Origin of the sequence: Rhizobium sp. WYCCWR 11152, from assembly GCF_013087615.1 — a bacterium.
Classification (GTDB): Bacteria; Pseudomonadota; Alphaproteobacteria; order Rhizobiales; family Rhizobiaceae; genus Rhizobium; species Rhizobium indicum.
The window spans coordinates 662,131-687,497 of the sequence record NZ_JABFCP010000008.1 but is presented as its reverse complement, the minus strand read 5'-3'; the positions used below and the strand labels follow the sequence as shown (position 1 = coordinate 687,497).

The 25,367-nt window shown below is 60.3% G+C and carries 29 protein-coding genes and 1 tRNA gene; 15 read left to right on the top strand and 15 right to left on the bottom strand.

Annotated elements, in window-relative coordinates:
* Nucleotides 1-404: 404 nt before the first annotated feature.
* From G9X67_RS13165 to G9X67_RS13150, 4 genes are all read right to left on the bottom strand, one after another.
* Nucleotides 405-1,196, bottom strand: a complete 792-nt coding sequence (locus tag G9X67_RS13165; RefSeq protein ID WP_138329549.1) for an SDR family oxidoreductase — start codon at nucleotides 1,194-1,196, stop codon at nucleotides 405-407.
* A gap of 336 nt (nucleotides 1,197-1,532) precedes the next feature.
* Nucleotides 1,533-2,327: a potassium channel family protein gene (locus G9X67_RS13160; RefSeq protein WP_138329548.1), complete on the bottom strand. Its 795-nt coding sequence runs from the start codon at nucleotides 2,325-2,327 to the stop codon at nucleotides 1,533-1,535.
* 251 nt (nucleotides 2,328-2,578) lie between these two features.
* Nucleotides 2,579-3,349 carry a glucose 1-dehydrogenase gene (locus G9X67_RS13155; RefSeq protein WP_138329546.1) on the bottom strand — a complete coding sequence of 257 codons (771 nt, stop codon included), beginning with the start codon at nucleotides 3,347-3,349 and terminating at the stop codon, nucleotides 2,579-2,581.
* A 238-nt stretch (nucleotides 3,350-3,587) separates the two neighbouring features.
* Entirely contained in the window at nucleotides 3,588-4,337 is a 750-nt protein-coding gene (locus G9X67_RS13150; RefSeq protein WP_025394453.1) for a cytochrome c biogenesis CcdA family protein, read from the bottom strand.
* 253 nt (nucleotides 4,338-4,590) lie between these two features.
* On the opposite strand from G9X67_RS13150, the gene G9X67_RS13145 reads away from it, so the two are divergent.
* Nucleotides 4,591-4,666, top strand: a tRNA-Lys gene (locus G9X67_RS13145).
* Nucleotides 4,667-4,855: 189 nt separating this feature from the next.
* Here the strand turns inward: G9X67_RS13145 and G9X67_RS13140 are convergent.
* From G9X67_RS13140 to G9X67_RS13135, 3 genes are all read right to left on the bottom strand, one after another.
* Nucleotides 4,856-5,161, bottom strand: a complete 306-nt coding sequence (locus tag G9X67_RS13140) for an ATPase inhibitor subunit zeta (RefSeq protein WP_138329544.1) — start codon at nucleotides 5,159-5,161, stop codon at nucleotides 4,856-4,858.
* Nucleotides 5,162-5,401: 240 nt separating this feature from the next.
* A complete protein-coding gene (locus tag G9X67_RS34965; protein ID WP_246705393.1) occupies nucleotides 5,402-5,602 on the bottom strand; it encodes a hypothetical protein in 201 nt (66 codons plus the stop codon).
* 127 nt (nucleotides 5,603-5,729) lie between these two features.
* Nucleotides 5,730-5,924 carry a hypothetical protein gene (locus G9X67_RS13135; RefSeq protein ID WP_138329540.1) on the bottom strand — a complete coding sequence of 65 codons (195 nt, stop codon included), beginning with the start codon at nucleotides 5,922-5,924 and terminating at the stop codon, nucleotides 5,730-5,732.
* A 253-nt stretch (nucleotides 5,925-6,177) separates the two neighbouring features.
* Between G9X67_RS13135 and G9X67_RS13130 the strand changes: the two genes are divergently transcribed.
* Complete coding sequence (locus G9X67_RS13130; protein ID WP_012757373.1) at nucleotides 6,178-6,381, top strand: CsbD family protein; 204 nt, start codon at nucleotides 6,178-6,180, stop codon at nucleotides 6,379-6,381.
* A gap of 88 nt (nucleotides 6,382-6,469) precedes the next feature.
* On the opposite strand, the gene G9X67_RS13125 is transcribed toward G9X67_RS13130, so the two are convergent.
* Complete coding sequence (locus tag G9X67_RS13125; RefSeq protein ID WP_138329538.1) at nucleotides 6,470-6,697, bottom strand: hypothetical protein; 228 nt, start codon at nucleotides 6,695-6,697, stop codon at nucleotides 6,470-6,472.
* Nucleotides 6,698-6,843: 146 nt separating this feature from the next.
* Between G9X67_RS13125 and G9X67_RS13120 the strand changes: the two genes are divergently transcribed.
* Both G9X67_RS13120 and G9X67_RS13115 read left to right on the top strand, forming a co-directional pair.
* A complete protein-coding gene (locus tag G9X67_RS13120; protein WP_012757375.1) occupies nucleotides 6,844-7,014 on the top strand; it encodes a hypothetical protein in 171 nt (56 codons plus the stop codon).
* Between the two features lie 332 nt (nucleotides 7,015-7,346).
* Nucleotides 7,347-8,840 (top strand): FAD-dependent monooxygenase, encoded by a 1,494-nt coding sequence (locus G9X67_RS13115; RefSeq protein WP_138329536.1) that lies wholly within the window; start codon nucleotides 7,347-7,349, stop codon nucleotides 8,838-8,840.
* A gap of 19 nt (nucleotides 8,841-8,859) precedes the next feature.
* Here G9X67_RS13115 and G9X67_RS13110 read toward each other — a convergent pair whose 3' ends face one another.
* Nucleotides 8,860-9,597: a hypothetical protein gene (locus tag G9X67_RS13110; RefSeq protein ID WP_138330059.1), complete on the bottom strand. Its 738-nt coding sequence runs from the start codon at nucleotides 9,595-9,597 to the stop codon at nucleotides 8,860-8,862.
* Between the two features lie 1,049 nt (nucleotides 9,598-10,646).
* On the opposite strand from G9X67_RS13110, the gene G9X67_RS13105 reads away from it, so the two are divergent.
* Nucleotides 10,647-10,937 carry a DUF982 domain-containing protein gene (locus G9X67_RS13105; RefSeq protein WP_012757379.1) on the top strand — a complete coding sequence of 97 codons (291 nt, stop codon included), beginning with the start codon at nucleotides 10,647-10,649 and terminating at the stop codon, nucleotides 10,935-10,937.
* Between the two features lie 184 nt (nucleotides 10,938-11,121).
* On the opposite strand, the gene G9X67_RS13100 is transcribed toward G9X67_RS13105, so the two are convergent.
* Nucleotides 11,122-11,949, bottom strand: coding sequence for a nickel-binding protein (locus tag G9X67_RS13100; protein ID WP_171598826.1), 828 nt, complete (start codon nucleotides 11,947-11,949; stop codon nucleotides 11,122-11,124).
* A 548-nt stretch (nucleotides 11,950-12,497) separates the two neighbouring features.
* Between G9X67_RS13100 and G9X67_RS13095 the strand changes: the two genes are divergently transcribed.
* The 3 genes from G9X67_RS13095 to G9X67_RS13085 all read left to right on the top strand — a co-directional run bounded on the left by G9X67_RS13095 (nucleotide 12,498) and on the right by G9X67_RS13085 (nucleotide 13,284).
* Entirely contained in the window at nucleotides 12,498-12,755 is a 258-nt protein-coding gene (locus tag G9X67_RS13095) for a DUF982 domain-containing protein (protein ID WP_011651896.1), read from the top strand.
* A 107-nt stretch (nucleotides 12,756-12,862) separates the two neighbouring features.
* Complete coding sequence (locus G9X67_RS13090; RefSeq protein ID WP_162039352.1) at nucleotides 12,863-13,033, top strand: hypothetical protein; 171 nt, start codon at nucleotides 12,863-12,865, stop codon at nucleotides 13,031-13,033.
* Nucleotides 13,033-13,284, top strand: a complete 252-nt coding sequence (locus G9X67_RS13085) for a hypothetical protein (RefSeq protein ID WP_138329533.1) — start codon at nucleotides 13,033-13,035, stop codon at nucleotides 13,282-13,284. Before G9X67_RS13090 ends, G9X67_RS13085 begins: the two co-directional genes overlap by 1 nt.
* A 31-nt stretch (nucleotides 13,285-13,315) precedes the next feature.
* Here the strand turns inward: G9X67_RS13085 and G9X67_RS13080 are convergent, their stop codons facing one another.
* Both G9X67_RS13080 and G9X67_RS13075 read right to left on the bottom strand, forming a co-directional pair.
* Complete coding sequence (locus tag G9X67_RS13080; RefSeq protein WP_138329532.1) at nucleotides 13,316-14,581, bottom strand: MFS transporter; 1,266 nt, start codon at nucleotides 14,579-14,581, stop codon at nucleotides 13,316-13,318.
* Between the two features lie 158 nt (nucleotides 14,582-14,739).
* Nucleotides 14,740-16,236 (bottom strand): FAD-dependent oxidoreductase, encoded by a 1,497-nt coding sequence (locus G9X67_RS13075; protein WP_171598825.1) that lies wholly within the window; start codon nucleotides 16,234-16,236, stop codon nucleotides 14,740-14,742.
* Between the two features lie 44 nt (nucleotides 16,237-16,280).
* Between G9X67_RS13075 and G9X67_RS13070 the strand changes: the two genes are divergently transcribed.
* From G9X67_RS13070 to G9X67_RS13060, 3 genes are all read left to right on the top strand, one after another.
* Complete coding sequence (locus G9X67_RS13070; RefSeq protein WP_138389240.1) at nucleotides 16,281-16,805, top strand: MarR family winged helix-turn-helix transcriptional regulator; 525 nt, start codon at nucleotides 16,281-16,283, stop codon at nucleotides 16,803-16,805.
* A 111-nt stretch (nucleotides 16,806-16,916) separates the two neighbouring features.
* Nucleotides 16,917-17,393, top strand: coding sequence for a DUF2938 domain-containing protein (locus tag G9X67_RS13065; protein WP_171598824.1), 477 nt, complete (start codon nucleotides 16,917-16,919; stop codon nucleotides 17,391-17,393).
* Nucleotides 17,394-17,431: 38 nt separating this feature from the next.
* On the top strand, nucleotides 17,432-17,572 hold the full coding sequence (locus G9X67_RS13060; protein ID WP_171598823.1) for a hypothetical protein: 141 nt from the start codon (nucleotides 17,432-17,434) through the stop codon (nucleotides 17,570-17,572).
* A gap of 222 nt (nucleotides 17,573-17,794) precedes the next feature.
* On the opposite strand, the gene G9X67_RS13055 is transcribed toward G9X67_RS13060, so the two are convergent.
* The 3 genes from G9X67_RS13055 to G9X67_RS13045 are packed head-to-tail and all read right to left on the bottom strand — an operon-like array spanning nucleotide 17,795 to nucleotide 20,789.
* Nucleotides 17,795-18,436, bottom strand: a complete 642-nt coding sequence (locus G9X67_RS13055; protein ID WP_171598822.1) for a ThuA domain-containing protein — start codon at nucleotides 18,434-18,436, stop codon at nucleotides 17,795-17,797.
* Nucleotides 18,437-18,454: 18 nt separating this feature from the next.
* Nucleotides 18,455-19,555: a Gfo/Idh/MocA family oxidoreductase gene (locus G9X67_RS13050; RefSeq protein ID WP_171598821.1), complete on the bottom strand. Its 1,101-nt coding sequence runs from the start codon at nucleotides 19,553-19,555 to the stop codon at nucleotides 18,455-18,457.
* A gap of 34 nt (nucleotides 19,556-19,589) precedes the next feature.
* Nucleotides 19,590-20,789 carry an ROK family transcriptional regulator gene (locus G9X67_RS13045; protein ID WP_003539497.1) on the bottom strand — a complete coding sequence of 400 codons (1,200 nt, stop codon included), beginning with the start codon at nucleotides 20,787-20,789 and terminating at the stop codon, nucleotides 19,590-19,592.
* A 203-nt stretch (nucleotides 20,790-20,992) separates the two neighbouring features.
* Between G9X67_RS13045 and G9X67_RS13040 the strand changes: the two genes are divergently transcribed.
* The 4 genes from G9X67_RS13040 to ugpC all read left to right on the top strand — a co-directional run bounded on the left by G9X67_RS13040 (nucleotide 20,993) and on the right by ugpC (nucleotide 25,256).
* Entirely contained in the window at nucleotides 20,993-22,297 is a 1,305-nt protein-coding gene (locus G9X67_RS13040) for an extracellular solute-binding protein (RefSeq protein WP_138389238.1), read from the top strand.
* 83 nt (nucleotides 22,298-22,380) lie between these two features.
* Entirely contained in the window at nucleotides 22,381-23,319 is a 939-nt protein-coding gene (locus tag G9X67_RS13035; protein ID WP_003559249.1) for a sugar ABC transporter permease, read from the top strand.
* Nucleotides 23,312-24,160, top strand: a complete 849-nt coding sequence (locus G9X67_RS13030) for a carbohydrate ABC transporter permease (RefSeq protein ID WP_003539503.1) — start codon at nucleotides 23,312-23,314, stop codon at nucleotides 24,158-24,160. The genes G9X67_RS13035 and G9X67_RS13030 overlap by 8 nt, the downstream gene beginning before the upstream one ends.
* Before the next feature lie 22 nt (nucleotides 24,161-24,182).
* Entirely contained in the window at nucleotides 24,183-25,256 is a 1,074-nt protein-coding gene (gene ugpC, locus G9X67_RS13025) for a sn-glycerol-3-phosphate ABC transporter ATP-binding protein UgpC (protein ID WP_171598820.1), read from the top strand.
* The last annotated feature ends 111 nt before the right edge of the window (nucleotides 25,257-25,367 follow it).

Below are 25,367 nucleotides of genomic sequence, written 5' to 3'. Positions count from 1 at the left end.
CGTTGCGTTTTCCATTGAACTCATCTGCGCTGATGGTCTCGAGGCTAAACCTTGGCGGTCGCCAGCGGTTCCTTGACGTGCCGTGGTTTCGGAGACGACGCATTGAGGTTAAGCTCATGAATGATGTTGGGATCGCCGGCGGCGGCACGAATGTGGGGAACCATTCGAGGCCGGTCATGATCCGCTTTGCAGACTGCCGGGAGGCACCTTGCCGGGCCAACGGAACATGGCGGGCGCGCGAAAGATCGAGGCTACTTCGGGCACCGCCTTTTCGATAGACTACTGGTCTGCGAAAGGGTGAGAATTGGAGGGGTTTGGAAAGGCGGCCAAACAGCCCGCCACCGCAGCGCATCGCGGAGACAACTTCCGACGAAGACGGTGCAGTGGCCGATCGGTGGAGTCCGTCAGAGCGTGTCGATCAGGCCTCCGTCCACGCGCATCGAAGCTCCAGTCGTTGCGGACGCCAAAGGGGAGGCCAGATAGGTGACGAGATTGGCAATTTCCTCGACGCTCGCAGCGCGTTGGATGATCGAACCGGCGCGGTGCTTCTTGACGAAATCCGCCGCCACCTCCTCGATCGGTTTCCCTGTCTTCGCACGTTCCTCGGCGAGCATCGCCTCGACGCCTTCGGACAGCGTGGGGCCGGGAAGGACGGAGTTCACGGTGACGCCCGTGCCGGTCATCCGCTTGGCAAGGCCGCGGGCAACCGCGATGTCCGCGGTCTTGCTGACACCGTAGTGGATCATCTCGACCGGTATGTTAAAGCCGGATTCCGACGCGATGAAGATGACGCGGCCCCAATCGAGCTTCTGCATGCCCGGAAGATATGCGCGCGAGAGCCTGACGGCGGACATGACGTTCACCTGCCAGTGGCGGTCCCATACCTCGTCGTCCGCATCGAAGAAGTCTAGCGGCTGGAAGATGCCCGCGTTGTTGATGAGGATGTCCACGTGAGGAACTTGGGCGACAAGAGCGTCACATCCGCCAGCGGTTGCGAGATCCGCTGCCGCCGCGGTCACGCTTCCCTTGGCGCCTTCGCCTTTCAGCCGGTCGGCGGCCTTCGCGGTCTTTTCCTCGGACCGGCCGTTGACCACCACGTTCGCACCCGCCCTCGCGAGCTGGCGGACGATTGCGTATCCAATGCCTTCGGTGGATCCGGTAACCAGAGCGGTCTTGCCTGTAAGGTCGATCTGCATCTTCTGCTCCTGTGAGGTTGGATGACAGAACGTATGAACTGGCGACCGGTCTCGCAACAGCTCACCATGCGGATAATCCTTTCGCGAGAGGATGATGTCGGCGGCGGCATGCTCCCCCGGTATGGGCGGGCTGCAATCCGACGGACCCGATTTGAAATGGTGCGCCGGGGCGGCGCAAGCCAATGAGCTGGCACAACAACATCCGCGGGGCTGCGCTCCAACCTGAAGACGTGGCTCGCTTGCAAGATTCCGCGTTCACTGGTTGTCCCAATGGGCGCCCTCTCAGACGACGACTGCGTGCGATTTCCTGGCGTATCGTCCAGCCAGGGTCGACGGTCACGATCCCTCGTCCGGTATGTTCAAGACCTCTCCGCACGCCTTGCAATGAACGGCGTCGGCGTCATGGCGCTGAAGGCCGCATCGGTGGCAGGAATAGGTCACCTTGTGAGGGCGGACGACTGCCTGAGCAAGCCTGACGAATAGGGAGATGCCGACGATCATCGTCACAACGGAAGTGAGCTTGCCCAGCGTTCCCGGAAGCGTGATGTCTCCGAATCCCGTCGTCGTCACCGTCGCGACCGTGAAGTATAGCGCATCGACGAATCCTTCGCTTCCCTCCCTGTTGTAGAAGAAGGACGTATAGACGAACCCGGTTGCCATGAAGAGGAACACAAGCAGATTGATCACCGCCCGGACGACGTCGAGAAGGTATAAATAGCCGGCCTTGCGCAGCAAGTCCTTGAGCAGCGGACTCGTGCCGATCGCCCAGAGCCGCATGATCCGCAGGAAAGCGAAATTGAAGAGCAGGTCCGGCAGCAACAGCGTGGCCAACACCACGAAGTCGATCCAGGTCATCGGCCGCCGAATCCACTCGCGCACAGAGTATGCGGCGACCGCCCGGCCGACCATCTCGGCGGCGATCCACACTGCTATCGCATAGTCGATGATCAGATAGGACGGACCGGATCGCAGGTACGGGCCGAGCAGGAAGAAGGCGAGAATGGCGACGTCAATGGCAGCAAATACCAGCCGAAAGGTGACCGCCTGCCTGCCGTCGGCCCTATCGAGCCTTCGCAGCACCTGACGAAGCGAATTCTGCCGAGAGCCGTTGTCGGATTCGAAGGTTTTCATCCAGGGAATGTAGATCCCTCATTGGCGTCCGCAAGTCGCCAAGAGATCGAACTCCTCGGTGACAGTCTTTCTGCTCGACCACTCTTTCGCTCCGGGCCGAATTCGTGGCCAGTTTGCGTGAGAGCTATTGATGCTGGTCGAAATCTTAGATCAGCATCGGCAGCGCCTTTGCCGATGACGTAGGGCGATCCTTGTCCGGCAATTCGTTGTTTTCGTCTGGACAAGACTTGCACTGCAGGGGCGCCTCGATCTCAGGCGACGGACCATCCACCGTCCACCAGCAGGTTCGCGCCGGTGATCAGGCTCGCGGCCGGGGATGCAAGGAAGACCACGGCGCCCACCACATCATCGGTTTCACCGATCCGGCCGAGCGGAATGTGACCGAGCGTCGCTTCGCGATTGTCGGCATCGGATAGAAACGGTGCTGTGCCATCGGTGTGAATGAACGTCGGCGATACGGTATTTACGGTGACATCATAGCGTGCCCATTCGGCTGCGAGGCAGCGCGTAAGGTGATTGATCGCCGCCTTGCTCATGCAATAGATTGCCTCGCCGCGCAGTGCCACGGTACCGGCCTGTGAGCTGATGTTGATGATCCGGCCGCCATTGCGTTTGATCATGTGGCGGCCCACAGCCTGCGTCATCAGAAAGGTACCCTTGATGTTGACATCGAGTATCTCGTCAAGATCCTTCTCCTCAACGAGTTCCGCGAGATTGCCCGGAGCCACGCCGACATTATTGACGAGGATGTCGATCCGACCGAACGTCGCAAGCGCCGCGTCGACGGCTTGCGCGATATGGGCCTTATTGGGAATGGCCAGTTCAACGGGCAGAACCTTTCGTCCCGCGCCCTCCAGTTCGGCAACCAGGCTCGCCGACGCTGCGACATCGCGGACCCCCAAAACAATATCGGAACCTGCTGCGGCACAGGCAAGTGCGCAAGCTCGACCGATGCCACGGCTCGCTCCCGTCACTAAGGTCACCTTGCCCTCAAGGCTGAAGTCCGGCGCATTCTTCTGCATCACGATGCCTCCCTCGATGAAGCTCCATTTATGGCAGCGTCGGCGTGCGGATGCCAGATGTTCTGCGAGCGCTGTCCCTTTGACCAATGGGCGATCCCGCAACGTGGGACGCTTTTCTCGATGGGCCCCGCAAAAAGCCGCATTGCCCGTCGGTTTCAACACACGACGCGACAGCGCGGGAGGAAGCGGAGGAGCCCACGCACCTGCACCATGGCCTGGAAAATCGGCAGCCGGTGGCCTAGCCGATCTGCATCAGGATCGGAAACGTCTGCTGGAACCAGATCGCCACATTGCTGACCCATCCGAACAGGAAGGCGAGACCGGTAAGCACGAGGAACAGACCCATCACCTTTTCCACCGTGCCGAGATGGCGGCGGAAGCGCGACAGGAAGCGCATGAAGGCGCCGGAAAAGCCGGCGGCGATCCAGAAGGGGATGGCAAGGCCGAGCGAATAGATGGCGAGCAGCCCGGCGCCGGAGCCGACCGTCTCGCGCGAGGCGGCAACGCCGAGGATGGCCCCGAGCACCGGGCCGATGCAGGGCGTCCAGCCGAAGGCGAAGGCAAGGCCCATGATATAGGCGCCTGTCAGCGTCGCCGGCTTGCCGCTGCCCTGGAAGCGCGCCTCACGCGCCAGCACCCCGATTCGAAAAAGGCCAAGGAAATTCAACCCCATGACGATGATGATCAGCCCGCCGATCTTCGACAGCAGGTCGAGATGCTGGCGAAGCGCCATGCCGATGCTCGAAGCACCGGCGCCGAGTGCCACGAAGACGGTGGCAAAGCCGAGCGTGAACAGCAGAGCCGAGAAGAAGACGCCGCGCCTGACGTCGGGCGCCACCGCCACCGCACCGCCGCCGCGGAACTGCTCGACGGAAATGCCGGCCATATAGCAGAGATAGGGCGGAACGAGGGGCAGCACGCAGGGCGACAGGAAGGAAAGCGCCCCGGCAATGAGCGCGCTCCACAGGGAAATATCGGCAATCGACACGCATTCTCTCCGGCTGCAATCTGCGTGATGTTCCTAGCTTTGCAGCCAAGCGATTGCCAATCACCTTTTTGCGCGCGCAAGAAATCTGTCTTCGCTCGTGCAGGACATCGGTCTTTGCACGCAAGCCATTTGTCTTTGCGCCCGCAAGAAATGTGCCGGGCGCAGAAAAAGGCAAATTTTTCGGTTGACCGCAATGGGTCGCCTGCCTATGTTCCGCCCACTTCCAGCCGGGGTGGTCACACCCGCGGAGAGGGAGAGCGTAGCTCAGCTGGTAGAGCAACTGACTTTTAATCAGTAGGTCTCGGGTTCGAACCCCGACGCTCTCACCAAAATTTCAAGCAATATCAATACTGTAGTATGTGTAAAGGGCGTCAGTGATTGGGGCCCTTTTACGCACTTTACGGCACATGACGCAGTTTTACGGCACATGACACATGGGCATGTAAAAAACCGCCGGCTGGTGAGGCCGACGGCTACATATCGTACGAAACGCGCCCGCAGTGCAGGTCGCTTGGTGCTTAAGGCTGTCCAGCGGCCTCGACCAGAAATTCACTCATCTTTGCTGCCACGTCCTGCTCGCTGACGTTCTGACCAGCCGCTTGAAGATCCGCCATAGCTTTCGAGAGAACTCCAGCGTCTCCACCCCCTTTAAAGCGGGCATCAGTGATTTCAGCGCCGTAGCCCGCAACATCATCCCGACCAATGAGGCCTGCAATCCATTGCGCCAAAAGCTTGTCCATGCGAGATTTGAGCTTGATGGACCTCTCGGCGTCTTGGAAGTATTGATCCTCCATCGCCTTTTTGCGGTCTCCTAAGTCGGCCATCGTTGTTTCTCCCTGATTTGTGTCATCTCCGCCTACAGAGTATTTTTAGCACATTAAACGCCACACCATCTGATTTAACGTGATGATTGGCGTTCACGACGAAGTCATCATCTCTTTGGACATCGTGTGCACGGGATTCTATCCGCATCTGCCGCAAGCCCGAGCCTCACGAAGCATCGCGTTTCGTAATCATGAACGAGTTGGCAAGCGCCGGTATAAATTTCACGGAAAGAAGCGATCCTAGATCAACAGTCGCAATAACGCGCCCTCATCCTTCACGCCATGCTGGTACAAATGGATAACCCGCCGAGCCAGATCTTCACGCTCGGTGTCTGTTGTGATTCGTCGCACTGAACTGATGTGGTCGAATACTCTCTGGCAGAGGGCAACCTCTTCGTCGCCCAACACTGTTTGTGCTTCGGCTATCTGGGATAGGATCATGATCGCTCTCACTTCCTTCGGATCGATAGGAGGGTGGAACATCTGCTTTTTAAGCGAATGAAGGGAGACACAAGGTCGTGAGGTCTCGCGCCTATTTTCGGGATAGGTCTTTGTCCCAATCTGACAACTAGTTCTCGTTCGGCCCGCTCCACACATAGGCAGACGCCGGCTTTCTCTGGGCATTCCAGATCACTTCGTACCCCATCTTCTCAAGCGACAGTAAAGCGCCAAGCCTGTCGTCATCTGACAGGCTTCGCAGAGAAACGTTAAGTGCGTCCAAGCCACCTAAATTGTAGAGGTTCACGAATACATCGAGTGCCATTGTTGTTCTCCCTGTGAAGAAGTATAACACAAGAGGAGAGGAATGTTTTCTTTATGCATAGATAAGTATTTCATACATCTATTCGTTATTCACGAATTATTTATGGTTTTCTTCATTAGGGTGTGGATGTTTGACATGGGCAGCGCCTTGCGTCTTTACCGCTGGAATTGAGCCTCGCGAAATCCGCTGAGACTCAGGAACCAATTTCCACTGCGATCCGTTTTCTCCTCATCAACAACAGGAGAAATCCACCATGGATTGGAATCGTATCGAAGGAAACTGGAAGCAGGCGAAGGGCAAGGTCAAGGAGCAGTGGGGCAAACTCACCGACGATGATCTCGACCAGATCGCCGGCAAGCGCGACCAGCTGGAAGGCAAGATCCAGGAGCGGTATGGCATCGAAAAGGACCGTATTAAACGTGACATCGATGACTGGTCTGGTCGCCAGACTTGGTAATGCCAGACTTGGTATGACTGAACAAAAACCCGGTGAAAGCCGGGTTTTTGCTGCCGAAGGAGTTAAGCCGGCTGATGACTGTCGGATGTCATGAATATCCGCCAAAAGCCAGGAGAAGGGCGCCGAGTGCGATAACGGCGAGCGCCGGCCAGTTTTGCGATATCCCAAGGAACCTGAGGCCTTGGCGCCGTGGTTCCAGCGTGGTGCCGCCTTGCGGCATTTTATGCGGATCACTCGGTCTTCGACCAAGCACCGAGGTAAAGAGAAAAACAAGTCCGCCGATGATGAGAGCGGCTCCGGTGAGGATTGCCCACATGATGGCCTCCGCTAGCGATGACGATGCGGATTAAACAAAATCCGGACCTGATCGTTCCGTGAATGCTACTCACGTGAACAACCGCCGCGTCGGAACCAAAAGCGCTCGCATTGAATTTGACCGCTGAGCAATCCTGGAGATCCCTCATGGATAAGACACCGAAGACAGCCATCCGCGGAATGATGTTGTACGTGCTCGCTCTTCTCGTCCTGGGGGTGCTGGCAGGCGCCGCCTACACGATCTATGGCCATCCCGCCGATCCGTCCGAGCGACCGGCGGCCGAGACGATTCCGCAAAAAGCTCCGGCTCCGCAGTAAGATACCTCTTTCCGAGGATTGATTGATCCGCTTCGAGAGCAACGACCACGGACGGCGCCTGCCGCATCCAGCGCCCACCCGGTTAGGTCGTATTGAAACGCTTGGGCTCCTCAGCAAGAGACCCGCAAGTGGCAGCCAATAGGGCTTTGGAGAGCAAGCCCGACATCCTGTCGCAAGTCCTTCCAACCAGTATGGAACTCTTATTATAGGAGGAACAACCTGCGACAGAGAAAATCGGCATCTGCGCAGAAGCGATGAGATTGGGGAGAAGCAGTGGGGGCCAGCTCTGTCTGGAATCCTGAAAGAGTGCGTCGGAACAGGGGAGTTTGCGGATGAGGGAACATGAAGTCGTGATATCGGGGGCAGGGCCGACAGGCCTGATGCTGGCAGGCGAGCTGGCCTTGGCGGGCGTCGACGTCGCCATTGTCGAGCGGCGCCCTGACCAGGGGCTTGCCGGCATGCGTGCCGGCGGTCTGAGCGCCCGCACGCTCGAGGTTCTCGATCAGCGCGGTATCGTCGACCGGTTCCTCGTGGAAGGGCAGATAGCCCAGGTCACGGGGTTTGCGGTCACGCGTCTGGATATCAGCGATTTTCCGACCCGGCATAATTACGGGCTGGCGCTGCGGCAGAAGCATATCGAGCGCATTCTGGCCGGCTGGGTCGGCGAGCTGGCGGTGCCGATCTATCGCAGCCTTGAGGTAACGGGTTTCGCCCAGGACGACGGCGGCGTCACCATCGAACTCTCCGATGGCGCCTCGCTCAGGGCGCGCTATCTTGTCGGCTGTGACGGCGGCCGCAGTCTGGTTCGCAAGGCTGCCGGCATTGCGTTTGAAGGATGGGATCCGACGACCGGCAACATTCTCGCCGAGGTGGAGATGGACGAGGAGCCGCCATTGGGCATCCATCGCACGGCCCTTGGCATCTATGCCTTCGGCAGGGAGGAGTATGAAATTCACGACGGCAAGATCGTCTTTGCCAAGGAAGGTCCGATCGGCGTGATGGTGCCGGAGAAGAATGCCGGCGCGACGACCGAACCGACGCTCAGTGATCTCAAGGAAGCGCTCATCTCCGCCTTCGGAACGGATTACGGACTCCATCGTGTCAACTGGATTTCCAGGTTCACCGACATGTCCAGGCAGGCGACGGCCTACCGCAAGGGCCGGGTACTCCTCGCCGGCGATGCCGCCCATGTGCATTCTCCGGTCGGCGGGCAAGGCCTGAATACCGGTGTGCAGGATGCCGTCAATGTCGGTTGGAAATTGGCCCAGGTGGTGAAAGGCACGTCGCCTGACGCCTTGCTCGACACCTATCATGCCGAGCGGCATCCGGTTGCTGCCCGCGTGTTGCGCATGACAATGGCGCAGGTGGCGTTGCAGCGGACCGACGATCGCACCGAAGCCTTGCGTGACGTGGTAACGGAGCTGCTTGGCATGGAGGAGCCGCGCAAACGGATCGCTGCCGAAATGTCCGGATTGGCGATCCATTACGAGTTCGGCGAGGGGCATCCGCTGCTCGGCCGCCGCATGCCTGACCTCGATCTCACCACGCCTGATGGTCCTCTGCCTCTCTTTACGCTGCTCCAGGATGCGCGGCCCGTGTTCTTGAACCTCGGCCCGCCCGGCAGCTTCGACATCGGGCCGTGGTCGGACCGCATCAAGTTGGTCGACGCCGGATATGACGGCGCCTGGGAACTGCCGGCGCTGGGCTTGGTCTCTGCGCCAACGGCAGTGTTGATCCGGCCCGACGGATATGTGGCCTGGGTGGGTGACAGGATGCAGGATGGTTTGCAAGAGGCGATGAATAGCTGGTTCGGACCAATCGGCTAAACGCCGAAAAAGCGCTGACCTAAGCGGCGAGCGAGATCGGATCGCAATCCAATATCGTCGCGGCATCCGGCATCGGTTTGCCGCGGCGTTCCCATGTCCGGCGGCTGATGCCGAAAGCCTCCCAGGGGCGCACTTGGCTGAAAGAATTGACGAGATAATCGGCTCTGGAAAGCGCGCCGGCGGCGCGGCGCTGCTCCTCTTTTCGGCTTCGGTCCCGCTGCCGCCGCTTTTCCTTTTGAAGTTTTGCTCTCTTCCGTTTCGGCACATCGAATGCACCGATGGTGCGGATATCGAGGGCGCTCCGTTCCGCGTAGCTTAAGTGCAGAGCGTGACCGAGCGCGTCGGCGGACAGGTTAGAAAAGCGGACGTTTGTCCGCTCGTAGATCACTTCCTCTATGTCGGCTTTCCCAGCCCAGGGAAGCCATCGCGCCGCCCAGCCGAGGACCACCTCGACAAACTCTTCCTTGAATTCGACAAGGGCGAGGCCGGCGATCACCTCGACGTAAATCAATGCGTCATCGGCCTCGGGCACGATGTCTCCATGGCGATGCCTGATCAATTTTTCGATCTCGCGCATCCGGCCGCGGAAATGGTTCCAACGGCTGGCCCGCATGCGGCGCTGGACGGCTTTGTAACCGAGCAGACAGTCGCCGATCTTGATGGCTGTAACATCCCGCGCCAAGCCCGCCGGCCGATCGCCTTTTGCAGTCTGCTTTTCCGATTGAGCCGCTTCATCCGGACCCACAAGACCAGCCATCGATTGTCCTTTACCATCTGCCTCGAGAGGTCGAAACGGCTGACTGTAATGGAAGACCGAGGGGGTGATCATCCACTTTTTGCGCTGATCACACGCCATTCTGCGGATAGTCGAAGAAGCGGCGGTAGTCTCGATTCGAGCCCGACGCTTTGAGTAATCTGGCGAAAGACATTGCGGCAGCACTCGGCAAAACGCCGCTCGACGTGCAAATGTCAGCCCAGCCCCGCCAAGTAGGACGAGCGCTCTCAATCCCTATGGATCCATCGGCGCAGAGGATTTCATCGTCCCTCTGATCGCCGGCAGGAGAAGGCGCGGTTGAGCCGCCGCACTTTACTTAAGCAACGTCTGTAATCAGCGGAAGCCGAAGAAACTCAAAATCGCGAGCACGATAACGACAGCGCCGACAAGCCAGATCAAATTGTTCATGGGAAACCGTTCTCCTGTTGAGTGTCGGGCCGTTGTGACCCGATCACTTAACGGTGAGGCAGGGCTTGGAGTTCCCAACCGGTCCAATTGCTGTAGCGTGCCGCCCAATTTCCGGCTCTATGCCTTTCAATAGCTGCACGAGCGAGCATTGCTGGGTCTGAACCCATCCGCACATGCCGGGTTTACCGATGTATTCCGCTGATATTGAAAGTCCTGGTGATCCTGCCTTGCAGGCGACGTGCAGGAAGACGTGAACGCGGACACACCGATCAGCACTCCCGCTACCAATGGAAAAAATCGGTTCATCTGAACGTCTCCTCATAAGCTTGTCATGGTCGCAATCTACCATGCCAACGCGAGCCTCTACGAAAACTTCTGGCCCGCTAGATCACGCTCACCTGAGCCGAAACATTCGCACGATTGATCAATCAATCTATAATCGTGATGCGTCGCGCCTCAGTCGATGATTAAAGTCACGTAAGTCTAGCCTGGTCGGGCTATTCTGTCGTTATGGAAGTAGTTTCACGACGTTAATAGTCAAGCGGACGCGATTTCGACTTGAATAGATTGTGGTTTTTGAGTAAAATTACACCATAAAAAAGTAATATAAATGGGAGGATACTATGTCGTCAACTCGGTTCGATCCGATTCTGCTTCATCGTCAACATATCATCGATGAGGTCACGTGCCTCGATGAAATCTTCGATGTTCTGGACGGGTGGCCGGAGGACAAACGGGGTTTGGCATATGACACGCTGTTGAAGGCGTGCAGAGATGCGGCCAACGGGCGTTTCCCGCTGAGCGCTGCGCGCGAGAATTTCCGGCGGTTCCTGAACATGGCTGGCGTCCTTGCGAAGGTCGAGGGTGGCCCCAAATTCGACGGACCGATGAACCATCAAATTGGTAATGCTTAGTCAGATATAGGCCTGTTGGGGGCTGTCTGCATGGCAGGGAGGGCGCGCCGTCACATCAGTTGCGGCGCGTTCTGGTTTCCATATCAACAGATCGTATGATCGCCTATTTCTTGGCCACAAAGCGCCGCGGCAAGCCCTGCCAGGAGGCAGCCGGCTGTTTGGTGGGTGTCGGATCCAACAGATCCTAGTTTACGCCGGCATTGGCCCAGTCGCATCGGAAGACCAGCATGGGCTTCGAGAACCCCTTGAACCGTCGGCGCGTTGCGTGAGCGAAGAGATCGGCGGCGCCGTACTCCCGAAAAATATTCTCCGAGACGAGGATCTGGTCGCTGGAGGCTGCCGAGCATAGTCGCGCGGCAAGTTGCACGGTCGAGCCGAAGAGGTCGTTGCTGTCCTCGACCGGCTCGCCGCAGTCCAGTCCGATGCGGATATGGATAGGCTCGGTGTTTCCGCCGTTGTAACGCTCGAATTCCCGCTGGATCGCCATGGCGCATTCGACGGCTGCCGTTGTCGCGGCGAAGGCGGCCATGATGCCGTCGCCGGTGTGTTTCACCTCCCGACCTGAATTCTGGCTGAGGCGTCGGCGCACGATAGAGTCATGGGCTCGGACCATTTCGGTCGCAATCCGGTCGCCGAGGCGCGATGTCATCGCTGTCGATCCGACGATATCGGTAAAGAGGATTGCCCGGTGGCCGGGATCCACCTGAGCGGAGGATTGGCCGGGCGCCGGCTCAGGGTCATGGATTCGGCCAAGAAAAGCCTCGACCGCTGACAAGGCGACCTCGACGATCTCGCCGGCGACGAAGCCGTGCGCCTCGCGATGCACACATTGCGCAGTTTCGGCATCCGGCGCATCCACGAGGCAGAAGGCGGTCCCGCGCCGCTGATCGAACCAGTAGGTCAGGAACTTGACGCCGTACTTGTCCTGGATATCGAGATCCATGCGATGTGCCTGAGCAACGTCAGCCGCTGACGTTCCTTCAAGAAAGTGTCGATCCATGAAAATAGGCATCGCGCGCTCCTCCCAGATCCGGCGCGTGCAGGATAAATCGCATTGTACGACCCGGATGAAACTCCGTCCACCTCTGGCACAATCCATGAGTGATTAGAGAGGTTCTTGCTTCCAGCAATGCATATGAGTTGCTGTAATCATTATAGAGTATAAAAGGAAAGACTGAGTTTTAATCAGCGGACGTGGGATGTAAGCCCGATATTTACCATAATCAGTCGCTTAATGACTGGTCGGGGGAGCTGTCGGGGTCTTCAGGCGTTCCATGTTCTCAAGCGCGGCTGTTGCCGGATCCGGGAGGGATGGAGAAACACGTCTGTGACGGCCATGATTGACGAGAGCACGATGCCGAAAGTGTGAGCGGTTTTCGGGCGACGTCATGCTCTAACTATATAATGTAGAACAGGATTCAGATTTTAGGCCGACCTAGTCTAAAATCATCCTGTTCTATGATCAAAAGCCACGCTTCGGCCGGTAGGCGGCTTGCCAACGGCACGCAAATTGCATCGTATTCCATGACCTCCACCGAAATTGGGAAAAGCTGTAGCAAAGTGAGACAGACGGCACATTTTCGACCGGTTGGCTTGGCCTCAATGGGGCTCGGCCATTATGCCGTTATTAACTCTGTGTGGGACGCCGCGCGCACGCTCCTGCGCGACTGGCCGGTAGACGACGGCGAAGAGTATTTCGAGGCCGTCAAGTCGTGCCTGGATGCGATTATCGGCGATCTCCCACCGGAACACGTGCGGGCCGCCTTCATCAGGGCGGCACAGGAGGCCGGCATTGCCGTCATAGAAGCGGCGGACTGAATACGCTCCGCGCTTCCCCACCTATCCTCAAAGCCAGATCGTCCCGACGCTTGACTTTTCCTGCCGAAGTTCTAACTTAGAACAAAACAGGAACATTGGAGATGATCATGACGCATACGGAACAGGTGATCGCCAACGCCCTCGCGCTTGTCGAAGCGTCCCGCGCAGCCCGCGAGCGAGATCAACAGCGACGTGCCGCCTGGCAGAGAAAGGTCGAACTCAGCCGGCCGCTGCCGCCCTTGCCGCGGCCGGTTCAATTGCCATTGGCGCTGAACTGATGCAGCCGGCAAAAACCTTGGAACCCCATCGGGCACGCCCCGAACAAGCTGGGCTCGATCAGGCCTGGCCCGATCAAGCTTGGGAAGTCGAAGCCGTGCTTGCCTGGCATGACGATAATGCCAAGGCGGCGATCCGCTCGCTGCTCGATGACTGCAAACATCTCCGCCAGCAATTGGCGCTGGCGGAAAGCGTGATGAGCCGCGGGATGGCCCGCGGATGGGCGCCGCGATACGAGCGGGATGCTCTCTGAAACTGAGGCGATCCGGCCCTGGCAAGAGGCGTCAGCCGCCGGCAGCGCTCGTCTCCGGATCGATCGCGGGGAGCCGGCTGCGGGCGATGGCGGCCCCGACCAGGGCGATCGCCACCACGGCGCCGATCCATGCGCCATACAAGCTCTGCCCGAGAATGACGCCGGCAAGGACCGGCGTGACGATGTCGGTGACGGCGACAAGCGACTGCGTTGCCCCCATGACGATGCCCTGGCGTTGCTGCGGCACATGCACGGAGAGCGCCGCAACGAATGTCGGCCGAGCCAATGCCACGCCCGTGCTGATGCAAAGGACGGCGAAGGCGAGGGTGGCGATGTCGGTGGCGAGGCCAGCAGTGACATAGCCAATCGAGAGAATGGTGAAGACCAGGACTATCAGGCCTCGTTCAGAGAAGGTGCCGCCGAGCCATCTCAGCAGGAAAAGCTGGACCAGGACGTTGATCGCACCGTCGGCGGTCAGGAGGTAACCCAACTCCTTCGGACCGAACGCATGCTCGTTCCAGATGAAAGTATCCGCCAGAAAAACGGCGAGCTGCGAACTGAACATCCCGTATGAGAAATAGTGGCAGAGAAGAACTGCGACGAGGACGCGGATGACCGGTGAGGCGAGCAGGGTTCGGAAGGAAACTTTCTCGCCGACCGTCTCGTCCGCTTCGCTGTCGTCGCCGAACCGGCCGTGCGCATCGGCGCCTTTCAGCCAAAGCCCGGTCACCAGCATGCTGGTTGCCGACAGGGCAAGCGCGACCCAGATCGGCGCCGTCAGGGAAATGTCGGCAAGGTATCCGGAGAGGCTCGGTCCGATCATTCCACCAAGGCCGAGGCCTGCGCTCAGAATGCCGATGGCTTGGCGCCGGGTGGTGGGGCTGCTGTTGTCGGCGGCATAGGCTGCCGCGGCCGAGAAGTTGGCTGCGGTCAGGCCGAGCAGGATCCGCGCCAGCAGCACGAAGACGACGCTGTTGGCAAGCGCCAGCAGCAAAAGGCTGATCAGCGCTCCGGCCTGGCTGGCGAGCAAAACCCTCTTGCGTCCGTAACGGTCGGAAAGTTGACCCAGCCAGGGAGCGGCAACGAACTGGCTGAGCGCTTCCGCACCGAGGACAAGCCCGAGAACGAGCGGCGACGCGCCGAGATTCCGGAGGTAGAATGGCAGGATCGGCAGGATGGCGCCGCTGCTGGCGGCATCGAGGCTGACGATGATGAAAACCGGCAGCATCAGCCGCCAGTCAAGTTTCTGCGACGCAACGCTTGCGGCAGCATCGATCGGACGCAGTTCGTCGCTCATCACATCTCTCTCTCATTGACGATAGGGCGCTGCGACGCGGGCGGCCGCCCCGAGAAACCCGCATCGACGCGCTTCTCCGGCTGGTATTCCCGCGGCCAGGCTCCCAGCAACGCGCCTGTTTTCAGACGCGCCGAGGCGGTGACGCTTTCAGTTGCCGCCTATGCAGCAAGGCCGACATTTGCGAGATAGGCTTCCAGAGCCCAGGCGTGAGCAGACGCAATGATAGCGCCGACATGGCCGTCCGGACGCACGAGCACCCAGTCGCCCGATGTCAGGCCGTAAGCATCATGGAAATGCCCGCCTTCATCGATGACATCTCCGCGCTCGCCGATCCTGTGGATATGCAGGCCGGGGCGCGGCGGCACGGCGGCTTGCTCGGCCTCGTAACCCAGCAGTGTCCAGTGCGGCCCTCTGAACAGTTCGAACAGACGCGTCGGCTGGCCGGTGACACCTTTGAGCGGCGCATCGGGCGCACGGTCGCCCGCAAGCAGGCCGGCGTTCCGCTCCGGCTTTTCCAGAGCGAAGGAGGAGGAGGGATAGCCGATATCGAGTTGATGCACATCGCGGCCGCGCCGCATATCGCCTCGCTTCATGGCGTCGAGAAGATTGGTCGCCAGACCGAGCACGGCGGCGGCGACCGGGCGGCGCTCTTCCTCGTAGCTGTCGAGCAGTGCGTCGGGAGCACCGGCAGTGACCGCAGCCAGTTTCCATCCGAGATTATAGGCGTCCTGAACGCTGGTATTCAGACCTTGTCCGCCGGTCGGCGGATGCGTATGGGCGGCATCGCCGACCAGGAACACGCGGCCGAGCCGGTAGCGATCGGCAAGCCGGGCGTTCATATGGAAGGCTGACGCCCAGGAGACCGATTGGACCTCGATGTCGTCGCGGCCGGTGCGCTCCTTCACCAGGGCGGTCAAGCCTGCCGCGGAGAGGTCGACCTCGCCTTCGAGCGGGATGGGTCCCTGGATCTGGAACAGATCCGTCCCCGCGAGTGGGCAAATGGCGATCTGCTGCTGCATGTCGCCATCGCCGAAGCGATGCCATACCTCTCGGTCCAACCCTGTCAGAATGACATCGGCGACCATGGCGCGCACGCCGAGCGTCTTGCCGGGAAAGCCGATATCCAGAGCATGGCGCACGAAGCTGCGGCCGCCATCGGCGCCGACGAGCCAGCGCACGCGGATGGCCTCTTCACCGGATGTGCCCTTAAGCCGAGCAGTCACGCCCGCCTCATCCTGTTCGAAGCCGATCAGTTCGCATCCAAATTCGGGGCGATGCCCAAGTTCGAGCAGGCGCTCGCGCATCACGCCTTCGGTCAGGAACTGCGGCACCATCAGCGGAAGATGATAGGGCTCTGCCGGTGTCGGCTCCCCACCCACCACGGCGTCAGATTCGCTGACGCTGCCGTCGTCACGATATTCCCGCTGCCTGGGATAGGTGCCGCCTTGGGCGACGATCCGGTCGAGAATGCCGAGATCCTCAAACACTTCCTGGCTCCGCGGCTGAATGCCCTTGCCGCGGGAACCGCGGAACGGGTCGTTCAATTTTTCGATCAGGCGGAAGGATACGCCCCGCCGCGCCAGCTCGATTGCCAGCGTCAGGCCGGCAGCCCCGCCGCCCGATATCAGCACGTCGACTGTGGAATTCTCTGTCATTGATCTCTCCATGTGTGTATTATGCACATAATAGGAGAAACGGCATGACGTCAACAAAGAATGTGCAAAATACACATATAAGCGGAAAACTGCGCGAGTTGCATGGGGCTTTGATCGAGATCGTCAGCGTCATGAACCGCCCGCAGCGCGACGAGCAGATGGTCCGCGAGGCGGGGATTTCGCTCGATCGCGCGCTGTTTCCGCTGCTGGTCACGATCGAACGGCTCGGTCCCATCGGCGTGGTCGAACTCGCCGACCGCGCCGGGCGCGACTACACCACCGTCAGCCGCCAGGTCGCCAAGCTCGAAAGTCTCGATCTGGTGGAGCGCCGCGGCAATGCCGCCGACCGCCGCGTGCGCGAGGCGGTCATCAGCCCGAAGGGCAAGGCAATGACCGATCGCATCGACGTCGCCCGCGAGCGGATGGGCCGGGCCATTTTCGAGAGCTGGGACGAACACGACTTCAATGAACTCGTGCGCCTCATGCGGAAGTTTGCGGAGGATATCAGCGGCGATATCGGCAATGGCGCGGGTAAGACGCAGGGCGAGGACGGACCGCAGGCAGATTAGGCTCTGAATCACTCCGGAATGTGCCTTTTGAATTCACCGGAGCCATTGCGCCGGCGCTTCTGCAATGATCTTGTAGCGTCCTGCAATCGCAACGTTTTCCGGTGATTCCCAATGTTCGATATTCTGTGGCGCGGCCTGGTGATCGGCGCCGGCGCAACCATCCTCATGGACCTCTGGGCGATCCTGCTCACCCAGTTCGGCCAGTCGGCGCCCAACTGGGCTCCTGTGGGACGCTGGTTCTGGCACCTTGGCCGCGGCAAGGTCTTTCACGAGAGCATTGCCGACGCCGAGCCCTATGCTCATGAACTGGCGCTCGGTTGGATCAGCCATTACGCCGTCGGCATGCTCTATGGGGTGATCTTCGCCATCATCATGGGCTCGGCCTGGCTGGCGGCCCCGACATTTCTTCCCGCCTGGATCTTCGGCATCGTCACCGTCGGGGCAGGGTGGTTCCTGCTGCAGCCGGGCCTCGGCATCGGCTGGGCCGCCTCCAAACATCCGACCCCGAACAAGGTCCGCTGCTTCAATCTGCTGGCTCATACGGTTTTTGCGCTGGGGCTCTACGGGACGGCATTGATCATCCGCTGAGCCCGGGGTCGGTTTCGTCCGCCCCAGGGCGAAGGGACATGCCGCAACGTCTCGATTCCCTCTTCTCCCCAGCGGGGAGAGCCCGTAGGGCGGATGAGGGGGCCGGCGAAGCCGGTCGTGTCGTCTCGACCGAGGTCAGGGCGCTGGATCTTGCCGTTGCCGTCGGTGTGGCGGGATAGGTGGATTATGTGCGAGGTGTTCCGTGTGGCCCCCCTCATCCGCCTGCCGGCACCTTCTCCCCGAGGGGAGAAGAGATTATGCCGCGACCTCTCCGTCCCTCGCCACATCTCGCAAGGCACGTCCTTCGCCGCGTTTACAGGGTCTGGAGGGTCGAGACGAGTGGCTCGACCCCGATAAGGTTAGATGAGAGGCAGCCATCCGCACGAACCGGACGGCCTAGCCTACCGCGCAGCCCAGTTGGCGCCGCGGCGGAAGATGGTCTTCATCGGGGGAACGTCGAATTCCTTGGCCTGATGGCCGAGCGAGGAATAGAAGACGCGGCCCTTGCCGTATTTCCGCTTCCAGACGACGGGCATGACGACGCCGTCGATCCAGTAGGCGTGTTCGCCGGTGAACCTGGTCGTCGCCAGAACCTCGTTCGACGGGTCGACATGCATGTAATATTGCTCTGAGGTATAGGGAAAATCGGCAATACCCTCCATGAGCGGATCGTCGGGGCGGGTGATGTTGACGGTATAGTCGATGATGTTGCCGGGATGAGCCACCCACTGGCCGCCGATGATGAACTGGTAGTCGACGGATTCGCGGAAGGCGTCGCCCGCGCCGCCGTGATAGCCGGCGATACCGACGCCGCTTTCGATTGCGGTGGCGAGGTTCTTGACCTCTTCCTTCTCGATCTTCGACATCGTCATGATCGGCACGACGAGGCTGAGGTCATGGACGGAAGGGTCGGCAAGCGCCTCGGTGCCGTGTTCGAGGTAGACCTTGAAGCCGTCCTCCTCGAGCATGGTCTTGATGATTTCGGCGCACTCCTGCGGCTCATGCCCGCTCCAGCCGCCCCAAACGATCAGTGCTTCACGCATAGTCTTTCCTCCTGAAACTTATTTCGCCAGCCGTCCGTCGACGATGGAATCGGACAAGGGGGCAGGGCGCTCCGTTGCCGTGGTGATCGTGACCGTCCGGCCGGTTGCGGCAGCGGTGTGGAACGCTTCCATAACTTCGAGCACATGCAGCGCCAGATCGCCATTGGCGCGATGCGGCCGGTTGGAGCGGATCGCATGCGCCATGTCGGCGACGCCGAGCGAGCGGTAGTTGCCGTCGGCATAGGGTGATGTGACCGGCTGGTCCTCGAACGCACCGCCCTTCTTCAGATATTCCACAGGGCCGGCGAACTTGTTCGGATCGGGAACGATCAGCGTGCCCTCGGTTCCGTAGACTTCCAGCGGCACATGCTTGTGGCCGGCGACATCGAAGCTCATGGCGATCTGGACGACGGCGCCATTGGCAAAGGCCATCATGCCGGTGACATGGGTCGGCACATGCACGGGAATGCGCTCGCCGTTGCGCGGCTCGCTGGTGATCAGCCGTTCCGATCGCGGCGTCGTCGCAAAACCCGCAACTTGAGAAACCGGCCCGAGAAGATTGACGAGATCGGTGATGTAGTAAGGACCCATATCGAGCATCGGCCCGCCGCCAACCTCGTAATAGAAGGCCGGGTTCGGATGCCAGCGCTCATGGCCCGGGCACATGAAGGTTGCCGAGCCGCCGACCGGCTGGCCGATGACGCCTTGGTCGATCAACGCACGGGCCGTCTGGTGGCCGCCGCCGAGGAAGGTGTCGGGGGCAGCGCCGATGCGGAGATTCCTCGCCTTTGCGGCTTCCGCCAATTTTTTCCCTTCCGCGAAATTAATCCCGAGCGGCTTTTCCGAATAGGTATGTTTGCCGGCCTCAAGCGCCTGCAATGCCACGGCAACATGGGCCTTCGGGATCGTCAGATTGACGATGATCTCGACCTTGGGATCGGCGAAAAGCTCCTCGACGGTCTTGACGGGAACATTGAATTCCGCAGCCTTTGCTTCTGCCAGCTCCCGGTTGAGATCGGCGACGCCGCGGATCTCGAGAATGGGAAAGGATGCCATCGCCGTGAGATAGGCGCCCGAAATATTGCCGCATCCGATGATGCCGATACCGACCTTGTCCATGAATTCCTCCATTGAGTCTTGATTGTGACGCCCGTCAGAGCGCCGGCCCTGTCGTGCTCCAGGGCGATTCGTAGAGTTCGTAGAGCGCCACCGCCGCCGCACCTTGCGCCCAGAAATCGTCGGTCGAATCGTCGAAGACGAGTTCGCTCACCCCGCGCAGCGATGGCGGAATGGCGAGCGCATAGGCATCGCGCAGGCTATTGAGAAAGGGTTCGCCGAGCGCTAGGCTCGATCCGACCAGGATGACCCGCGGCGGCGCAAACAGCGTGACGATGTTGGCAATGGTCAAACCTACCGCTTCGCCGGCGCGGATCGCGGCACTGATCAGCCGGTCGTCATCGGCCTTGATCAGCGCCTGGGCATGGTTCATGCCGCGGCCGAGACGGATCGCTTCGGCAAAACGCCCGTCGGCCTGCTGTTCGCCGAGGATCGCGCTTTCGCCGGCCTGGCTGAAAAGCCGGACGACGCCGTTCGGTCCCATGCCGAGCACGAGGTCGCCGAGATTGTGGCTGAGTCCGCCGGCGCCGCGAAACAGGCTGTTGCCGTGCAGGACCCCGAGCCCCAGCGTCTGTTCCAGCGAAATCAGCACCATATCCTCGAGATCGCGGGCCTTTCCGAACCAGTGATGGCCAAGCGTGATGGCGTGGGCGTCGCTTTCGACAATGGTCGGCGTTGCCAGCCGCGTCGACATTTCGGCGGCGAAATCGACATTGGTGTCGCGAAAGATCGGGCTGCTGCGGATATATCCGGTGCGGTGCTCGATGACGCCGGGAAAGCCGAGGCAGACGCTGTCGACATCCTCCAGCGAAAGCCCGGCATCGACGACGCAGCGCCTGACGCCATCCTCGACCAGATCGGCGATGACGCCGATCGGCTGCCGGTCGATGCGGATCGGCAAGGCGAGCTTCGACAGCACATCGCCGCGGAAATTGGTGACGACGAAGACCATCCTGTTGGCGGCGATCTTGGCGCCGACCACGCGGGCGGCATCGGGATTGAGCTCCAGCATCACCCGCGGCCGACCGCGCACCGCCTCGTTGCGGATATCGCCTTCGTGACGCGGGAGGATCAGCCCGTCGTCGAGCAATGAGGCGGTGATGGCCGAAACGGTGGTAGTGGAGAGTTCGGTACGCTCGCTGATCTCTATCCGCGAGATCGGACCATGGCGCCTGATGGTATCGAGCACGTTCAAGCGATTGATCGCGCGCATTAATTCGGGATCTGCGGTCTTCATTGGAACTAGCCAGGCGAGCGTTTCGTTGGGGCGGAACCCAAATATTTTTAACGGGTTACGAAATAAATAGCAGGGAATTCAGCGGTCCTGTCAAGCGCATTTGATAAAAATAGAGGCATTGGGTTGACAATATGCGAAAGCTCCGTTGAATTAATCCGCATAGGGGAAAAATTGTGAGGACAGGACCCCTGGGAGGAAAAATCATGACTTTTAGGTTCAAGAGCGCCGCTTTTGGCGGCAGGCGTATCGCATCCATGGCCGCGGCTGCCGGCATGTTGCTGGCCGGAGCAGGTGCTGCCTCGGCGGCGACAGTCGTCAAGTGGCTGCATCTCGAGCTCGACCCGAAATATGTCGCGGCCTGGGAAGACATCGTCAAGAAATACGAAGCCCAGCATCCCGACGTCGATATCCAGATGCAGTTTCTCGAAAACGAGGCCTTCAAGGCCAAGCTTCCGACATTGCTGCAATCCGACGACGTGCCGGATTTCTTTTTCAGCTGGGGCGGCGGCGTCTTGAAGCAGCAATCCGAGACCGGCGCCCTCCAGGATGTGACGCCGGCGCTGGATGCCGATGGCGGCAAACTGCGCGGCGCCTATAGCCCGGCCTCGGTCAGCGGCCTGACATTCGAGGGCAAGACCTGGGCTGTTCCCTATAAGGTCGGTCTGGTCAGCTTTTTCTACAACAAGGAACTCTTTGCCAAGGCCGGCGTGAAGGCCGAGGACATCAAGAACTGGGCTGATTTTCTCGGCACGGTGAAGAAGATCAAGGCCGCCGGCATCGTGCCGATCGCCGGCGGCGGCGGTGAAAAATGGCCGATCCACTTCTACTGGAGCTATCTCGTTATGCGCGAAGGCGGCCAGAAAGTCTTCGAAGCGGCAAAGACCGGCCAGGGCGAAGGTTTCCTTGATCCTGCGATCATCAAGGCCGGCGACGATCTCGCCGAACTCGGAAAGCTCGAACCGTTCCAGCCCGGCTATCTCGGCTCGACCTGGCCGCAGGCGCTCGGCGTTTTCGGTGACGGCAAGGCTGCGATCATCCTCGGCTTTGAAAATACCGAGGCCAACCAGCGCAAGAATGCCGGTGACGGCAAGGGCCTTGCTCCCGACAATATCGGCCGTTTCGCCTTCCCGGCGGTCGATGGCGGCGCCGGCAAGCCGACGGATACGCTTGGCGGTCTGAACGGCTGGGCCGTCACCAAGAAGGCCTCCAAGGAAGCGCTCGACTTCCTCGCCTTCCTGACGAATGCGGACAATGAGCGGGCGATGGCCAAGGCCGGCATGCTTCTGCCCGTTGCCGTCGGCGCCGGCGACGGCGTCACCAACCCGCTGCTTGCCGAATCGGCAAAACAGCTGGCCGGCTCGACCTGGCATCAGAATTATTTCGACCAGGATCTTGGTGCGGCGGTTGGCCGTGTCGTCAACGACGTGTCGGTGGAAATCGTCTCCGGTCAGATGAATTCCAAGGACGGCGCCCAGATGATCCAGGACGCTTTCGAACTGGAACAATAACCAGCGCCTGCAGACCCTTCCTGGCGCTCCGTTAGAATTCGGAGCGCCAGCATTGCTGCCGACGAGATGCGAAAGCAGGACCCATGGCCAATATTTCAGTCCCATCGATAACCACGGCCGCAAGGCCGGCAAAAAGAGCTGCAAACAGCAAGAGCTCGGTCGCCCATGACCGGCTGGCGGTGCTGTTGATCTTCCTGCCGCCAGCGCTGCTGCTTTTCACGCTCTTCGTCATCATGCCGATGGGCGAGGCGGCCTGGTACAGCCTCTATAAGTGGAACGGCTACGGCACGCCGACCGAGTTCATCGCGCTGCGCAATTTCCAGGTTCTGTTTCGAAATGCGGCCTTCACGCAGGCGCTGGTCAATAACGGCCTGATCATCGTGATCTCGATCTGCATCCAGGTGCCGCTGGCCATCTGGCTGGCCACCATGCTGGCGCACCGCATTCCGGGTGTCGTCGGCTACCGCCTCATCTTCTTCCTGCCCTATGTGCTGGCGGACGTTGCCGCGGGCCTTATCTGGCGCTTCGTCTATGATGGCGACTATGGCCTGTTTGCCGCCGTTTCCAACTTCTTCGGCTTTGCCAACCCTTACGTGCTCGCCGACAAGGACGTGGCGATCTACGCCGTGCTTGGGGTGATCGTCTGGAAATATTTCGGCTTCCACATGATGCTGTTCATCGCCGGCCTGCAATCCGTCGACAAGAGCGTGCTGGAGGCAGCCGAAATCGACGGCGCCACCGGCTGGCAGAAGTTTCGCTACGTCACGCTGCCGCTGCTCGGCTCGACCTTGCGTCTTTCCATCTTCTTTGCCGTCGTCGGCTCGCTGCAGCTCTTCGACATGATCATGCCGCTGACCGGCGGCGGGCCATCCAACTCCACCCAGACGATGGTCACCTTTCTCTACACCTATGGCGTCATGCGCATGCAGGTCGGTCTCGGCAGCGCCGTCGGCGTCGTGCTCTTCATCATCTGCGTGACGCTCGCCTTCGGTTACAAAAGGATATTCATGCGCCATGACTGATATGAGCTCTTCCATCCGCATGAGCACGTCGACACGCGTCTATCTCTATGTGTCGCTGAGCCTGATTGCCGCGATCGTGCTCGTGCCGCTGCTGACGACGGCGCTCGGCGGCTTCAAGACGCTGGGCGACCTGCGCACGAATCCCTTCGGCCTGCCGACGGAGTGGCAATGGGCGAACTACACCGATATCCTCTTCGGCGAGCGCTACTGGCTGCAGATCGGAAATTCTCTGGTGATCGCCTCGCTCACCGTCCTCCTGACGCTGATCGTCTCGTCGATGGCGGCTTTCGCCTTTGCCCATGTCCGGTTTTTCGGATCGTCGTTCCTGCTCAATTATTTCCTGCTCGGCCTGATGTTTCCGGCAGCGACCGCGATCCTGCCGCTGTTCATCCGCATCCGTGATCTCGGCTTGCTCGATACCTATTGGGGCGTGGTGCTGCCGCAGGTAGCCTTCGGCCTCGGCATGAGCATCCTGCTGTTTCGAAACTATTTCCGCAATCTTCCGGAAGAATTGTTTCAGGCGGCCTTCGTCGACGGCTGCGGTTATCTCCGCTTCTTCTGGCACATCTCGCTGCCGCTTTCGCGGCCGATCGTCGCCACCGTCAGCATCATTTCCTTCGTCGGCAGCTGGAACAGCTACATCCTGCCGCTGATCATGCTGAACTCGGAATCGAAATATCCCTGGCCGCTCGGCATCATGGTCTATCGCGGCGAGTACGGCACGGAGTGGCAGCTGGTGCTGGCCTTCATTACGCTGACCATCCTTCCCACCATCATCGTCTTTTTCGTCGCCCAGAGACACATCATCGCCGGTCTGACCGCCGGTGCCGTGAAGTCCTGAGCCGAACCGTTGGAGTACCATCATGGCATCCGTTGAACTGACCGATATTCGCAAGACCTATGGCGCCGTCGATGTCATCCACGGCATCTCGCTTCATATTGAGGATGGGGAATTCGTCGCTCTCGTCGGCCCGTCCGGTTGCGGAAAGTCGACGCTGCTGCGGATGATCGCCGGCCTTGAGGAGATCACCGATGGCGAGATCGCCATCGGCGGCAAAGTCGTCAACAGCATGACGCCGCGCGAACGCAACATCGCCATGGTCTTCCAATCCTACGCGCTTTACCCGCACATGACGGTTGCTGAAAACATGGGCTTCAATCTGAAGCTCGCCGGCGTTGCCAAACCCCAGATCGAGGCCCGGGTGGCCGAAGCCGCCCGCATGCTGGATCTCGCCAACCTCCTCGACCGCAAGCCGGCCCAGCTTTCCGGCGGCCAGCGCCAGCGCGTCGCCATGGGTCGCGCCGTCGTGCGCAATCCCGCCGTCTTCCTGTTCGACGAGCCGCTGTCCAACCTCGATGCCAAACTGCGCGTGCAGATGCGCTCGGAAATCAAGACGCTGCACCAGAAGGTCAGGACGACCTCGATCTACGTCACCCACGACCAGATCGAAGCGATGACGCTTGCCGACCGCATCGTCGTGCTCAATCAGGGCAGGGTGGAGCAAGAGGGGACGCCGCTCGAACTCTACAGGAAACCCGCCAATCTCTTCGTCGCCGCCTTCATCGGATCGCCGGCGATGAACATGCTCGAAGGCACGGTCGACGGCGAAAATGGTGGGCCTGCTGCTCGTCTCAGCGACGGCACGGCGATCCGCATCGCGCCCGACCGCAAGGTCAAGGCCGGCCAGGCCATCACCATCGGCCTGCGCCCCGAACATCTCGTTCCCGGCATATCAGGCGGCACGCCGCTTGCCGGCCGGACGATGCTGGTGGAACCCACAGGCGCCCAGACCCATGTCGTCTTCGATCTTGCCGGACAGCAGGTAACCGCCATCGTCGACGGCGAATATCCCGCCCGTTACGGCGCCGTGTTCGAGGCAAGTATTACGAGTGATCAGGTGCACGTCTTCGACCGCGGCACCGGCGTGGCGCTGTAGGCGGGGCAGTTTGTCCGACGGCTGTCCGATTTGCGGCGACGAGCGGGGGCCGAGGAGGGTGCGGCATATCCTCTTCTCACCTCGGGGAGAAGAGGGAGTCGAGAGATCGCG

Bases quoted from the DNA above. Each gene is read 5' to 3' on its own strand.
- ugpC (WP_171598820.1), top strand. From the start codon at position 24,183: ATGGCATCCGTTGAACTGACCGATATTCGCAAGACCTATGGCGCCGTC.
- G9X67_RS13030 (WP_003539503.1), top strand. From the start codon at position 23,312: ATGACTGATATGAGCTCTTCCATCCGCATGAGCACGTCGACACGCGTC.
- G9X67_RS13135 (WP_138329540.1), bottom strand. From the start codon at position 5,924: ATGGCACTCGATGTATTCGTGAACCTCTACAATTTAGGTGGCTTGGAC.
- G9X67_RS13130 (WP_012757373.1), top strand. From the start codon at position 6,178: ATGGATTGGAATCGTATCGAAGGAAACTGGAAGCAGGCGAAGGGCAAG.
- G9X67_RS13165 (WP_138329549.1), bottom strand. From the start codon at position 1,196: ATGCAGATCGACCTTACAGGCAAGACCGCTCTGGTTACCGGATCCACC.
- G9X67_RS13050 (WP_171598821.1), bottom strand. From the start codon at position 19,555: ATGGACAAGGTCGGTATCGGCATCATCGGATGCGGCAATATTTCGGGC.
- G9X67_RS13085 (WP_138329533.1), top strand. From the start codon at position 13,033: ATGCAGCCGGCAAAAACCTTGGAACCCCATCGGGCACGCCCCGAACAA.
- G9X67_RS13055 (WP_171598822.1), bottom strand. From the start codon at position 18,436: ATGCGTGAAGCACTGATCGTTTGGGGCGGCTGGAGCGGGCATGAGCCG.
- G9X67_RS13040 (WP_138389238.1), top strand. From the start codon at position 20,993: ATGACTTTTAGGTTCAAGAGCGCCGCTTTTGGCGGCAGGCGTATCGCA.
- G9X67_RS13155 (WP_138329546.1), bottom strand. From the start codon at position 3,349: ATGCAGAAGAATGCGCCGGACTTCAGCCTTGAGGGCAAGGTGACCTTA.
- G9X67_RS13060 (WP_171598823.1), top strand. From the start codon at position 17,432: ATGCCGCAACGTCTCGATTCCCTCTTCTCCCCAGCGGGGAGAGCCCGT.
- G9X67_RS13140 (WP_138329544.1), bottom strand. From the start codon at position 5,161: ATGGCCGACTTAGGAGACCGCAAAAAGGCGATGGAGGATCAATACTTC.
- G9X67_RS13045 (WP_003539497.1), bottom strand. From the start codon at position 20,789: ATGAAGACCGCAGATCCCGAATTAATGCGCGCGATCAATCGCTTGAAC.
- G9X67_RS13115 (WP_138329536.1), top strand. From the start codon at position 7,347: ATGAGGGAACATGAAGTCGTGATATCGGGGGCAGGGCCGACAGGCCTG.
- G9X67_RS13120 (WP_012757375.1), top strand. From the start codon at position 6,844: ATGGATAAGACACCGAAGACAGCCATCCGCGGAATGATGTTGTACGTG.
- G9X67_RS13110 (WP_138330059.1), bottom strand. From the start codon at position 9,597: ATGGCTGGTCTTGTGGGTCCGGATGAAGCGGCTCAATCGGAAAAGCAG.
- G9X67_RS13070 (WP_138389240.1), top strand. From the start codon at position 16,281: ATGACGTCAACAAAGAATGTGCAAAATACACATATAAGCGGAAAACTG.
- G9X67_RS13160 (WP_138329548.1), bottom strand. From the start codon at position 2,327: ATGAAAACCTTCGAATCCGACAACGGCTCTCGGCAGAATTCGCTTCGT.
- G9X67_RS13125 (WP_138329538.1), bottom strand. From the start codon at position 6,697: ATGTGGGCAATCCTCACCGGAGCCGCTCTCATCATCGGCGGACTTGTT.
- G9X67_RS13065 (WP_171598824.1), top strand. From the start codon at position 16,917: ATGTTCGATATTCTGTGGCGCGGCCTGGTGATCGGCGCCGGCGCAACC.
- G9X67_RS13075 (WP_171598825.1), bottom strand. From the start codon at position 16,236: ATGACAGAGAATTCCACAGTCGACGTGCTGATATCGGGCGGCGGGGCT.
- G9X67_RS13080 (WP_138329532.1), bottom strand. From the start codon at position 14,581: ATGAGCGACGAACTGCGTCCGATCGATGCTGCCGCAAGCGTTGCGTCG.
- G9X67_RS13100 (WP_171598826.1), bottom strand. From the start codon at position 11,949: ATGCCTATTTTCATGGATCGACACTTTCTTGAAGGAACGTCAGCGGCT.
- G9X67_RS13035 (WP_003559249.1), top strand. From the start codon at position 22,381: ATGGCCAATATTTCAGTCCCATCGATAACCACGGCCGCAAGGCCGGCA.
- G9X67_RS34965 (WP_246705393.1), bottom strand. From the start codon at position 5,602: ATGATCCTATCCCAGATAGCCGAAGCACAAACAGTGTTGGGCGACGAA.
- G9X67_RS13105 (WP_012757379.1), top strand. From the start codon at position 10,647: ATGTCGTCAACTCGGTTCGATCCGATTCTGCTTCATCGTCAACATATC.
- G9X67_RS13090 (WP_162039352.1), top strand. From the start codon at position 12,863: ATGACGCATACGGAACAGGTGATCGCCAACGCCCTCGCGCTTGTCGAA.